Annotated in this window: 8 protein-coding genes; 1 reads left to right on the top strand and 7 read right to left on the bottom strand. The window is 74.9% G+C overall.

Translation table 11 applies throughout. The features are described 5' to 3' along the window. Positions 1-5: 5 nt before the first annotated feature. From ABEA15_RS22370 to ABEA15_RS22400, 7 genes are all read right to left on the bottom strand, one after another. Complete coding sequence (locus ABEA15_RS22370) at positions 6-1,964, bottom strand: TOMM precursor leader peptide-binding protein (RefSeq protein WP_345558815.1); 1,959 nt, start codon at positions 1,962-1,964, stop codon at positions 6-8. Then, positions 1,954-3,762 (bottom strand): hypothetical protein, encoded by a 1,809-nt coding sequence (locus ABEA15_RS22375; protein WP_345558817.1) that lies wholly within the window; start codon positions 3,760-3,762, stop codon positions 1,954-1,956. The genes ABEA15_RS22370 and ABEA15_RS22375 overlap by 11 nt, the downstream gene beginning before the upstream one ends. Then, the gene (locus ABEA15_RS22380) at positions 3,759-4,934 is read right to left on the bottom strand and encodes a hypothetical protein (protein WP_344141362.1); all 1,176 of its coding nucleotides are present in this window, start codon (positions 4,932-4,934) and stop codon (positions 3,759-3,761) included. The genes ABEA15_RS22375 and ABEA15_RS22380 overlap by 4 nt, the downstream gene beginning before the upstream one ends. Then, positions 4,934-7,639 carry a lantibiotic dehydratase gene (locus tag ABEA15_RS22385; protein ID WP_345558819.1) on the bottom strand — a complete coding sequence of 902 codons (2,706 nt, stop codon included), beginning with the start codon at positions 7,637-7,639 and terminating at the stop codon, positions 4,934-4,936. Before ABEA15_RS22385 ends, ABEA15_RS22380 begins: the two co-directional genes overlap by 1 nt. A gap of 704 nt (positions 7,640-8,343) precedes the next feature. Further along, positions 8,344-8,739, bottom strand: coding sequence for a hypothetical protein (locus ABEA15_RS22390; RefSeq protein WP_344141366.1), 396 nt, complete (start codon positions 8,737-8,739; stop codon positions 8,344-8,346). 141 nt (positions 8,740-8,880) lie between these two features. Continuing rightward, positions 8,881-9,852, bottom strand: coding sequence for a bile acid:sodium symporter family protein (locus ABEA15_RS22395; protein ID WP_344141497.1), 972 nt, complete (start codon positions 9,850-9,852; stop codon positions 8,881-8,883). Positions 9,853-9,940: 88 nt separating this feature from the next. Further along, on the bottom strand, positions 9,941-10,843 hold the full coding sequence (locus tag ABEA15_RS22400) for a LysR family transcriptional regulator (protein ID WP_344141367.1): 903 nt from the start codon (positions 10,841-10,843) through the stop codon (positions 9,941-9,943). 521 nt (positions 10,844-11,364) lie between these two features. On the opposite strand from ABEA15_RS22400, the gene ABEA15_RS22405 reads away from it, so the two are divergent. Beyond that, the coding region (locus ABEA15_RS22405; RefSeq protein WP_345558822.1) for a DUF2637 domain-containing protein at positions 11,365-12,273 on the top strand (909 nt) is incomplete at its 3' end.

Here is a 12,273-nt window from a genome sequence, read left to right on the forward strand (position 1 = left end):
CCTCCTCAGGGAAACGGGTGCGGCGGGAGCGCCGCGAGGTCGGGGGCGGGGTCCTCGGGCGTGCGGTAGCCCAGCGCGACGGGGGCGTCGGTGAGCCGGCGCAGGCCCTCGGTGCGGCGGTGCACGTGCCCGAAGGTCATCGGCAGCGTCTGGGGGACGACGACCTTGACCGTGGCGGGGGCCCGCGGGGTGCACCGGTCGGTCTGGTCGACGACGATCGGGTCCAGCCCGGCGGCTCCGCAGGCCCGCAGCACCTCGCGCAGCACGTCGGTGAGGTCGTCGCGCTGCCATCGGGTGCGCCAGTCGCCGTAAGCCTCGGCCAGTGTGACGCCGGGCGCCCCGGTGTCCAGGAACGACCACCACGGGCGCGTCTCGGGCAGGTTGTAGAGCACGGTGTGCTCGCGCAGTGTCTGGGTGCGGGTGGGGTCCTCCAGCAGGGCGCGGGCGTCGTCCTCGAACTCGGCGCGCTCCTCGGCGGGGGTGCGCACGCGCACGACCGCGTTGGTCACGGCCTCGCTGGCGGCCGCCGCGGCCGCACGGCGCGGGTCGCAGTGCGCGCCGGCGGCGAAGAAGGCCACGGGGCCGGCGTCGTCGTCGCGCACCACGACGCTCAGCACCGCGGGGACGCCGATCTCGCTGGCGATGTCGAACAGGTGCAGGCGGTAGCCGAGGCTGCGCAGGGTCGCCCGCATGCCGCGCAGCTGCGGCACCTCGTCGTCGGCCTCCAGCCGGCGGGCGGGGCGGCGGGTGTACCAGCACAGCAGGAAGGAGTCGCGCTCGACGACCTCCAGCAGCCCGTAGAGGACCGCCTCCTCGATGTTGCTCCCGATCGCGGCGCCGTTGGAGCTCTCGTAGAGGAACCGGGCGCCGCGGGAGGTGCGCCGCCACCGGTCGACGTGCCAGTAGGCGACGTGCTCGGGCACCAGCACGGGGTGCTGGGCGCCCGTCCGCCAGCCCCACACCCACTCGGTGGCGGCGTCGGGGTCGTAGGGCTGGAACCGGAAGAGCGGGTGGTCGTAGTAGGCGGGGTCGTGCAGCCCCAGCTCGCGCAGGTCCACGGCGTCGGGGAGCGCGTTCTGGCTGCCGTGCACGACGGTGCGCTTGCCGTGCGGGGTGGCCGAGGCGAGGCGCTCGGCGGCCTCGTAGAGGGCGACCGACTCGGCGGCGGGGTAGGTGGCGGCGCGGCCGTATCCGCCCTCGCCCGACTCGCCGCCGGTGAGCGCGAGCTCCGCGCTGACCAGGGCCCCGGCGGAGTTGTCGGCGCGGAAGACGTGGCCGACCGGGCCGTAGCGCCAGTCGTGCAGCCTCGCGCGCAGCGCGCTGCCGGGCAGGCCGTCGGGGCGGGTGCGGAAGGCCTCCGGGTCGGACTGGGGGCGGCTGCGCAGCTCCAGGCGGGCGGCCTCGGCGGAGTCGTCGGGCAGGTCGCAGCAGCCGGGGCAGCCCGGCAGCGGGTTGGCGCGGTGCACCTGCCCCGCCAGGTCGCCGCGGGCCGCGTACAGCTCGTGCTCGCCGAGCAGGCCGGTGCTCAGCGCGTGGGAGGCCAGGGAGGCGAGGTGGTCCAGGTGCGACGCGGTCAGCGGCAGCGCCGGTAGCGCCCCCTCCAGGGGTTCGCGGGTGAAGTCCTGCTTGCGCCACAGCCGGCGGCGGCGTTCGGCGCAGACCTGGCAGCCGCGCGTGCCCGGGCGCACCCACGGCCCCACGACGCCCAGGTCGCCGATCACCCGCACGGGCAGCAGCAGGGCGCCGCGCGAGCGCACGGCGGTCTGCTCCGCCAGGTCGCGCTCGGGCTCCCAGCCCTCGCGGCCCAGCACCACGACCTCGCCGGGCTCGGCGGGCACGTCCAGCGGGCCGCCGGGGCCGTCGCCGCCGGCGGGGCCGCCCAGCCGGGCGCAGAGCGTGTCGTAGAGCAGGCCCTCGCCCAGCAGCCGGACGGTCGGGGGCGCGGTGGTGGGCTCAGCGGTCATCGCGGACCCCCTCGTCGTCGTGGGCGGGCGCGATGGCCAGCCAGCCGATGGCGCCGAGCGCGTCCAGCGCGGGCTCGCCGCGCCACCGGCCGGCGAGCGGCGCCTCGCCGGGAAGGCACAGTGCGGCGAGCACCGGTTCGGCGTCGAACGGGGGTGAGGGCGGCGCCCCGCCGCCGGAAGGCGGAGTCTCGGCCTCCTGGCCCACGGCCTCGCGCACGCCGCCGGCCTGGAGCACGGCCACTGCGTGGTCGAGCGCCGCGGCGACGGCGGCACCGCTGTCGGGGCGAGCGGCGTAGGCGAGGACGCGGCCGGTCGCCGTGTCGGCGACCTCGGCCAGAGCGAGCAGCCCGGGTGCGCCGGCGGGCCGCAGGACGCAGGCGGTGAACCCGGTGTGCCCGAGGACGACCGCCCGGTCCAGCGCGGCGTCGGTCTCCGGTGAGGATCCGCGTTCGACGGGGCCGGCCGGCCGGTCCTCGACCAGGCGGGCGCCGCGCTGCTCGGTGTCGGCGGCGAACCGGGCCAGAAGGCGCTGGAGCCCGTGCACGAGCATGCCCGCGGTGTCGGCGCCGGCCGCGCTGACGGCGTGCGCCGCAGGGCGCGCCGGGGCCGCGGCGTCGGCGGCCTCCACCGCCCACAGGAGGGCGGGCGCCGATCCGGCGAGGTGGCGCGCGGACTCCAGGACGGCGCGGTAGCGGGCCGCCGAGCCCGTGTGGGCCCAGCCGAGCGCGGGCGGCGCCGCGCCGGAGCCGGCCGCCTCGGCCAGCGCGAAGGGGGTCTGCTCCAGGTCGCCGGGCAGGGCGGGGGCGCAGACTCCGGTGCGTTCGTCGCACAGGTCGTTCAGGCGCTCGGGCTCGGCCGCGACCGGCGGGGTGCTCGCGAGCGGTTCGGCGCGGCGGCCGCCGGAGGGCCATAGCGGGTGGGTGGTGACCTGGAGCCGTTCGGCGCCGACCACATAGGCCATGCCGTCGTACTCGGTGGAGACCCCGGTGAGGTGGTAGAAGGCCTGCAGGGCGGCGAGCCCGCCGGCCAGCCGCGCGGCGACCTCCGGCAGCGGGGCGGGAGCGGTCGGGGTGCCGTGCCCGGCGAGCCTGCGCAGCAGGACGCCCAGGCCGGGCTCGTCGGCGCCGGTGCGCAGCGGACTGACGGCGGCGCACGAGCCCAGCTCGGCCACGCCCGCCTCGGGCACCCCCGACCAGGCGTCGTCCGCACCGGCCCCGGGGACGCCGACGCGGATGCGGACCGCCGCCTCCTCGCCGGTGCCGTAGGCGATCTCGGTTCCGTACTCCTCGGCCGCCGCGGTCAGCTCGGCGTCGGCCCGCTCTCCGGCGAGGAGGACTCGGCCCGCCCCCAGCCGCACCAGCTCGCGGGCGGCGGCCAGCGCGACCGGTCCGCCGCCGGACACGCACACGGACGCGCTGCGCAGCCGGGCCAGCGCCGCGACGGGGTCGGCGGCCGCCGAGCCGAGGAACTCCAGGGTGCGCCGGTGGTGGGGGTGCTCCGGCACGCCACGTTCCTCGGGGGCGTCGGCGCCCTCGTCGAGCAGGAAGCCGTTGCCCTCCAATTCGTCGAGCAGCTTGCGCGCGGTCGGCCGGGCGTTCTGCGGCAGCGCGGCGATCAGGCTCTCCACCTCCACGCCGCGGTGCAGGTGCGGGAACAGCGCCTCCCACAGCACGCCCAGCGACTCCGATCCCTGGACGACCAGGCTCTTCTGCCAGCCCACGAACAGCAGGCCGCCGCCGACCGGCGCGACGTGCACGGCCGGGCGCAGCCGGGTGGTGGCGGTGCCGCCGGCGCTCATTCGGCCACCGCCTCGGCCGCGGCGGAGGCGTCCTGCCCGGCGCCGCCCTCGCCGGGCTTGAGCACGTCGCGCCAGGAGACTCCGGTGGTGGACTGCACCGCCTCGCTCACGGCGTGGCAGAGGAACAGCCGCTCGGCCGGCGAGACGTCGACGACCAGCAACTGGGTGTAGAGCAGGTTGACCATGAAGCGGTAGGAGGCGAAGTCGCGTCCTGCCGCGGGGTCGTCGTAGGTGTAGCGGCGCAGGGCGGCGTGGAACTCGCTGTACTCGCGGTCGTCGCCCACCTCCCACTTGCGCCGCAGGTGGTCGTTCATCTCGGTGGCGCGCCGGGTGTAGCCCTCGTGCAGCAGCGGGTCGACGGCCTTGGTCGCGGCCAGCTCCAGTGCCCTCTCCCACAGCTGCGACAGCCGCTTCGACCAGGCGGCCAGCGCCGGATCGCCGCCGCTGTAGGCGCAGGGCCGGGTCGGCGCCGCGACGAGGTCGGCAACCAGGTTCTCGAAGGCGGGGGCGACCCGCTCGTAGCGGCCGGCGAAGTCGGCGCGGGTGGAGCCGTCGCGGTCGTAGTCCTGCATGTAGTCGTCGAGGTGCGACTTGTAGGAGAGGTAGCCGTGGGAGAGCCCGGCGTCGGGGTAGGTGGCGGCCAGCAGCACCATCAGCTCGCTGGCGCCCGCCAGCCGCTGGGCGGGGTCCTCCGCCTCGCGCTCCAGCACGCTCGCGAGCGGCTCCAGCAGGGCCTCGCAGAACGCGTCGCGCAGGTCGAGCGCGTCGGGGTGCTCGATCAGCCCGGGCGCGAGCGGCTCGTCGAACAGCTGGACGCTGTTGTCGGGCCAGATCGGCTCGTAGGGCGGGGGCACCAGCTCGGTCTCGCCCAGGTGCGCCGACAGCGCCAGGTAGTGCTCGTGGTCCAGCCGGTAGGTGGAGGGGTGCTCGGCGATGCCCGCCTCAAGACGCGGCCGCTCGGTGTTCAGCGCCTCCACCAGCCGCGCGTGGTCCGGGCCGGTCGCGACGAGCTGGATGTGCGGGCCGAAGCGCCAGTGCCGGGCCAGGTGCACGTGGCTGACCCCCTCCTCCGCGCGGACGCGGCGCGCGGCCGGGAGCAGCACCGCGCGCACGAAACCGCGTTTGGCGGGTGCGTGGTAGGCGATCGCCAGGCTGGCGCGGGTCAGCGGCATCAGTGGGCGTCCTTCCGAGGGGGACGGGCGGGGCGGTAGAACTCGGCGACGAGTTCGGCGGTGTGGCGGCCTTGGGCGATCGGGAGCGCCTGGGAGGGGGCGGGCAGCGCCTCCTCGAACACGATCTCGGCGCCGGGCTGCTCCACGAGGAGCCGCTCCAGGTGGCGCACGTGCAGGCGGCTGAGCAGGGCCACGTACTGGGGCTTGCGGTTGCCCAGGTAGGAGTTGAAGTAGTCGTTGACCTTGCCCGGGTCGAGCTCGGGCGCGGGCGGGTGCAGGAAGACCTCGTCGGGCAGGCCCGCCGCGGCGCGCCACTCGTTCAGCCGCACGAAGTAGTCGGCGGCCCCCTCGTCGGGCCTCGATCGGGGGATCGACTCGGCGGGCACGTGCCAGCGGGCGCGCGCCAGCGTCAGGCCGCCGAAGGCGACGCGGGGGTAGTGGCGGACGCCGCCGCGGTCGGCGGCCGCGGCGCGGTCGGCGCTGACCTGGGGTTCGAACATCACTGACCCGCTTCCGGCGATGGCGGTGAGGGGAACCAGCCGCGACGGCAGGTAGTAGGGGATGAGGAAGCCGAGGTACAGCGGGTGGACGCGGCGGCCCGTGGCGGTGTCCCAGAGCTGGACGCGGTCGCTGCGGGGGTCGTGGCGGATGCTCAGCCGCTCCAGGGGGATGCGGTCGCCGCCGCCGCGGCGGTCGAAGTCGAGCTCGGTTTCGGCGAGCAGCGGGTGCACGTTGGCGTTGAACCCCTGGACGGGGCGCAGCTCGGCCACCGTGTCGGTGTCGGGGTAGTGCGCGCGGAGGGTGGCCCGCACCGCGTCGGCGATCTCGGCGGGGGCGTGGGTGAGGAAGCGGGAGAGGTAGTTGCCCCAGCCGTTGTAGATCTTGTTCAGCACCGCGCCGGTGGCCGGGCGCCCGCCCAGGGGCTGCAGGAAGACGCTGTAGGAGGAGGAGTAGTCGCGCACCCACGCGGGGACCTCGCGCCGCACCCGCTCCAGCACCTCCGGCGCGATCTCCACGGGCGCGGCGGTGCCGGCGGAGGAGGCCGCGCGCAGGTCGGCGACCAGCGGGGTGAGCACGGAGCGGCGCAGGGCCACCAGCTCGCCGATGACGGGGTCGGTCTCGATCAGCTCGTGCTCGAAACCCTCGGTGATCTGCAGCGCGTCGCCGTAGGCGGGCAGGTACAGCTCGCCCAGGGCGTCCAGGTCGGGGCACTCGCCGCCGGTTCCGTACTGGGCGGTGAAGCGCTTGCTGAGTACCCGGCTGAAGACGTGCTGCTCGTCGAAGATCTCCAGGATGCCCATGAGGTCGCGGCATTCCCGCAGGACCGCGGAGAAGTCCGCGGTGCCCGCGGTGACGGGGTCGGCCAGCCGGCAGTCCTCGAACCAGAGCGGTTCGGGCGCGGCGCGCCGGGCCACGTCGTCGCCGAGGAGGCCGAGCGCGGCCTCGCTGTCGGCGCGGGAGGAGCGCAGCAGGGCGACGCGCCGATCGGGTTCGGCTGTGGCGAAGTCGCGCTGGGCGCGGACGATCCGGTCGAGGTGGTCGCCCACGTCCGCGGCCGTCCCGCCGCCGGGGGCGTCTCGGTCGCATCCGGCCAGCCAGGAGCACAGCCGCTCCAGCGGGTCCGGCGCGTGCTCGTCCACCAGCGGCGCCGCGGCGAGCACGCCGCCGCCGCGCAGGCGCTCGATGAACGACGCCGCGGCGGCGGCGTCGGCGCCGGGGACCGCCTGCTCGATGACCGCGGCCAGCTCGGCGAACGTGGCGCTCGCGTCCGGGCGCTTCTCCAGCCAACTCAGCAGCGCCATGACGGCGGGCTTGGCGGGGGTGGTGACCTGGGCCTCGCCGTAGCGCTCGGCGACGGCGGCGGCCTCCTCGCCGAGCTGGTCGCGGTCGCCGACGGCCACGAGCTGGCCGTCGACGTGCCGCAGGCCGGCCGAGGGGTGCAGCGTCAGCCGGTCGCGGGCGGAGGGCAGCCGCGCGATGCCGGCCTCGACGCGCCGCAGGAACGCCTGGTTGGTCTGCACGGCCGAGGCGATCCGCAGCTCGGAGGCGGGCTCGGCCTCCGCGGTGAGGAACTCGACGGCGGTGTACTGGCTGTAGGGGCTGGTCTTGGCGGCCGCCCGCATGGCGTAGCGCAGCAGGCTCGCCTCGGCCTTGCGCGTCTTCTTGCCGGGCCGGGCCCATCCGCCCGTGCGGTAGCGGTCGGCGACCTCGGGCAGGAGCGGGCTGGAGACGGCGAGCGAGCGGCCGAGGTAGCCGTCGTGCAGCACGGCGGCGAGCCGCCGGCGCTCCTCGTCGAGCGTCTCCTCGTAGCCGGCGTGCAGTTCGCGGCGCAGCTTCTCGATCCGCTCCTGGCGGTCCAGCCATTCCCGGACCGCGTCGCCGCCGGCGGCCTCGGCGAACACCGAGGTGTCGACGGGGGCCTTGGGCATCCGACCGTTGTGGATGGCCCGCCGCAGCGGAAGCACCACGGCCTGGCGCCGGGCGCGGTCCACCCTGCCGGCGATGTCGTACAGCAGGTCGCTCAGCAGGGGCGCCGCGGCGGCCTGCTCCCGATGGAGCCCGTCGAGCTCCGCTAGGAGCCCGCTGTCGTCGCGGCCCCGCTGGGACCACAGGTCCGCGGCCTCGGTGAGGTTGACGCGGAGCAGCGGATGCGGCCCGACATGGAAGCCATGGAATTCGGAGAATCGTGGGAATTCTTCTGCCACGACGTCTAGCGCCCGTTCCGACACAACGGTGATGCCCTCTCGTCGATAAGCGATCAGCCGTTCTCAATCATTGTGGCGGCGGGCGCCCGGAGTCATCGGGATACCCCGCAGCACCGTTGCGGGTTCTCCGCAACCGACTCACGCAGCGTGCACAATCGATTCCATGCTGAAGCGATGCCACTTCGGCGGTTACGCTGCGTAGACACACCCCGGGAAGGCCGGCCCATCCGTCGCTCCGACGGGCTCGGGGCGAATCCCGTATTCGGCGGACAATGCGGCGGCTCGGCAGATTCAGGAATCCGGATTCCACTGGCGAACCGCACCGGGCGAGGGGCCGACTCGGCCGCGAAAGCATATTAGAACACATCTGGAGACGGAATGCGACGTGCATTTTCAGAGGCAGTCGCGAAAACGGCGGGTGGCCGGCGCCGCCCGCGCGCTCCCGCGCCCGCCGCGTGGAGCACCGCGGCCCGCTCCTGCGCAGCCCGCGGCCCCGGCCTGTCGGCTGCGGGGCTGCGGTCGTACGCGGCCGCCATTCCGGCGGCGTGCCGGGCGGTCCGGCCTTCCGGGACGCGAGTCCTCCGGCGCTCTTCCCCGCCGCCCCTCAGGAAACACGCTCGTCCGACCGCGGCCGCGCTTTTATCGACCGATCGGTCAGGAATTCACGAGAACGGCGCCGCACACGAGAATGCGCGGACCGAAACTCACTTCCCGGCGTACCGCAGCGAAGGCAGCCACGCGGCCACCGCGACGGTCATCACCAGGACGACCAGCAGCAGGGCCGTGGGGACGTGCAGACCCAGCATCATGTGGCTGCCGAAATAGGCCTGGGCGAACCCGGCGCCGAAGGCGAGTGCGCTGAGTACCGCCGGCCAGGAGGGGCCGCCGCCCGGGCGAACGAGCAGTACCGCTGCCGCAAGCTGCACACCCCCGGCGACATGCACCGCGAGTGCCGTGCCGGCGTGCAGCCCGAGAGCGGACATCTCCTCCATCACCAACTGCCCCGCCGTGGCGAACTCCAGCGCGATCAGCGCCATCTGCGCCAGGGCGGCGACGCGCAGCGCCCACAGGTAGGGCGAAGCCGACGGGGACTGGACCATGCTGCTGCCTCCCGGGCCGGGCGATCGCCGCCGGGCTCGTCCGGCGGCACAACAGCGAATGCTACTCACCCCGTGCGCGCGCCGGCGCGGCCGAGCGGACCGTGCGTGCTGCGCGCGCGGTGCCGCGCGCGCAGCACGCGGCTATCCCCCGCTGGAGCCCGAGGCCGCTCGCGCGGATCCGCCGGTGCCCGCTTCGCGTCGCGCCCAGAAGGAGGCGAGCATGGCGCCGGAGATGTTGTGCCACACGGAGAACAGCGCCGCCGGCAGGGCGGCCAGCGGTTCGAAGTGCGCCGTGGCCAGCGCGGCGGACAGGCCGGAGTTCTGCATGCCGACCTCGATCGAGGCGGCGCGCCGCGACGACTCGGGCAGCCGCACCGCCTTGCCCGCCCCGTAGCCCAGGGCCAGGCCGATCAGGTTGTGCAGGATCACCGCGAGGACGACGAGAGCCCCGGTGGACAGCAGCGCCTGGGCGTTGGCGCCCACCACCGCGAACACCACGATCATGATCCCCGCAACCGAGACCAGCGGCAGCACGGGCAGCACCCTGCCCACCGCCCGGGCGAACAGCGCACGCACGACGATGCCCAGCACCACGGGCACGAGGACCACCTGCAGGATCGAGACCAGCAGGTCGCCCGCATCGACGGGCAGCGTCGAACCGGCGAGCCACAGCACCAGCAGCGGAGTCACGAAGGGGGCGAGCAGGGTGGAGACCGACGTCATCGCCACCGACAGCGCGACGTCGCCGCGCGCCAGGTAGACGATGACGTTGGAGGCCGTTCCCCCGGGCGCCGCGCCGACGAGTACCATGCCGACCAGCAGCAGCGGGGGCAGCTGCAGCAGCTCGGCCAGTGCCCAGCCGACCACCGGCATCACGGTGAACTGCGCGACCAGGCCGAGGACCACCGCCCGCGGCCGGGTGAGCACGACCTTGAAGTCGGCGAGCCGCAGCGTGAGGCCCATGCCGAACATGATGATCCCGAGCAGCGCACTGATCCACGGGGTGAGCCGGGCCGCCTGGTCCGGTACGAGCAGGCCCAGCAGCGCGCTCGCGAGGATGAGCAGGCCGAACCAGCGTCCCGCGAACGCGGCGGCCTTGGCCAGAGTTCTCATGGCGGACATTCCAGCACCTCCGGCGTGCGCGTGCGCGGGCGGGGCGGCGCGGGCGGCCGCAGCGGGCGCGTCCCACGGGGCCGCGGCCTCAGCCGTGGGCGGCGGCGACCCCGCGCAGGGTGCGCACAGCGGCGGTGATGGCGGGGCGCCGGGCGGCGTCCTTGCGCCAGAAGGCGAACACCTGGCGGACCAGCGCGGGCTGCACGGGCACCAGCCGCACTCCTTCGGGCACCGGGCCCAGTCCGAGCCGCGGCATCACCGCGGTGCCCAGGCCGGAGGCGATCATGGCCAGCTTGGTCTGGTGCTCCTGGACGCTGTGGGCGATGGTGGGCTCTGCGCCGCGGGCACGCAGCATGCCGTCCAGCCAGTCGTGGCAGATGGAGCCCTTGCCCCAGCTGATCCACGGCTCGCCGACGACCTCGTCCAGCTCCAGCAGGTCGCGGTGGGCCAGAGGGTGGTTCACCGGCAGTGCGACGTCGGCCGTGTCCACCATGATCGGGGTCTTGACCAGGGTCTTGGGGAGGGCGATGGGCGAGCCGTCCCAGTCGACGGCCAGCGCGAGGTCGGAGTCGCCGCGCACCACCGCGGGGATGCTGTCGTCCGGTTCGAGCTCGCTCAAATGCACACGCAGCTTCGGGTGCTCCCGGCCCAGCATGCCCAGGGCCGGCGTGACCAGTCCGCGGGCGCCCGAGGCGAACGAGGAGACCTCCAGCGCGCCGCTGATCTCGCCGCGGTGGGACTCCACCGCCGCCTCGGCCTGCTGCACCAGCGAGAGGATCCGGCCGGTGTGCTCGACGAGGATCTGAGCGGCCTCGGTGAGCCGCACGCCGCGCCCGTTGCGCTCCACCAGCGACTGGCCGACCTCGCGCTCCAGCTTCGACAGCTGCTGGGAGACCGCCGAGCTCGTGACGTGCAGGGCCTCGGCGGCGCCGTTGAGGGAGCCGTTAGCCGCGATCGCGTGCAGGATGCGCAGGCGGTCGACACTGAGCATGTAAGCGAGTCTAATAGGACGAGCATCCCTGATGAAGTCGTCCTAACGACTGGATTCTGTCCGGACCCGGCCCCGCGCCTGCCGCGGGACCCGCCCGCCCCGCTCGGACGCGCCGCCACCGCTGCGGCGGCGCACGGCGGGTTCGCGGCGGTCCTGCTCACCGCCGGGTCCGGGCCGCACAGGTGCGGCGGACCCGCCCCGCCGCCGGGTCCGCCGGGGCGGGCTGGCTATGCTGTCGCGGAAACCGGGCGGACGCGCCCCGACGCAGCGGGCGGCGGCCCGTCCGGCCCCTCCGCGGCGCGCCCTCCGCTCGCCCTCGCGGCGCTCCGGGCGGGTTCGCAGGCAGCGCCGCCGCACGCACCGCAGACCACCGGGGACGGCGCCGGATCGGCCGCCCCGACCACATCGCGCGCACAGCGCGGACGGCCCGCTGTGGCCGCACGGTCACGTGAACGAGACTCGACTCTGCCAGACTCGCGTGGGTTCAGTGCTGTGTGCCCTGATTCGGGAGTTGAGACCTGATGCCTGCGTGGATATCCCACGTGCCGTGGTGGGTGATCGCCGCGGCCGCGCTGGTGCTGGTGGTCGTCGCGATCTCCGGCCTGCGCGCCCTGCTCGCGCGGCGCGGCCCCCGCACCGACGCCAGCTCCGGCCTGCACACCGGCTACCTCGTGGCCACCGCCCTCATCGCGACCGCCGCACTGCTGCTCATCACCGTCGCGTTCACGATGAGCTACGCCGCGCTGTACGAGTCGGCGACCTGGCTGGAGGACACCCAGCTCACCGCGATCAACGACGGCGACCTGCGGTTCCTGTTCCCGCTGGGCATCGACGCCGTCATCGTCTACTTCCTGGCGATGGACCTGGTCATGGAGTGGCAGGGCCGCCGCCACCCGCTCAACCGCTGGTCGGCCTACGGGCTCTCGGCGATCACCATCGTGCTCAACGTCTCGCAGGGCGAGGGGACCACCTCCTCCTACCTGGGCCACGCCGGGCCGCCGGTGGTCATCATCCTCATCGCCGAGGGCGTGGCCGCCTGGGTGCGCCACCTGGCCGGGCTCGCCCACGGCAAGGCCGCCGACCGCATCCCCGCCGGGCGCTGGATCGCCCATCCCCTCTCGACCCTCAAGGTCGCCCGCCTCATGCTCGGGTCGGGCATCACCTCCTACCCCGACGCCCTGGAGCGGGAGCAGCAGCGCCAGCTCGCCTACGCGATGCTGCGCGAGCAGTACGCGCGCCGGTGGCGGCGCGCCACCCCGCGCCACCTGAAGTGGATGCTGGACAACGGCTACGACCTGCCCACCGCCTTCCGCATCATCCGCGCGATGACGGCCTCGCGGGTGGCCATGACCGCCGAGGAGGCCCGCGCGCTGCTGGGCGAGCCGCCGGCGCCGGCGCCGGCGCCGGCGCCGGCGCCGGCGCCGCCGTCG

Source organism: Streptomonospora halophila (assembly GCF_039542725.1).
Taxonomy (GTDB): domain Bacteria; phylum Actinomycetota; class Actinomycetes; order Streptosporangiales; family Streptosporangiaceae; genus Streptomonospora; species Streptomonospora halophila.

Coding starts and splice junctions, on each gene's coding strand:
- ABEA15_RS22380 (WP_344141362.1), bottom strand. CDS start 4,934: ATGCCGCTGACCCGCGCCAGCCTGGCGATCGCCTACCACGCACCCGCC.
- ABEA15_RS22375 (WP_345558817.1), bottom strand. CDS start 3,762: ATGAGCGCCGGCGGCACCGCCACCACCCGGCTGCGCCCGGCCGTGCAC.
- ABEA15_RS22390 (WP_344141366.1), bottom strand. CDS start 8,739: ATGGTCCAGTCCCCGTCGGCTTCGCCCTACCTGTGGGCGCTGCGCGTC.
- ABEA15_RS22395 (WP_344141497.1), bottom strand. CDS start 9,852: ATGAGAACTCTGGCCAAGGCCGCCGCGTTCGCGGGACGCTGGTTCGGC.
- ABEA15_RS22400 (WP_344141367.1), bottom strand. CDS start 10,843: ATGCTCAGTGTCGACCGCCTGCGCATCCTGCACGCGATCGCGGCTAAC.
- ABEA15_RS22370 (WP_345558815.1), bottom strand. CDS start 1,964: ATGACCGCTGAGCCCACCACCGCGCCCCCGACCGTCCGGCTGCTGGGC.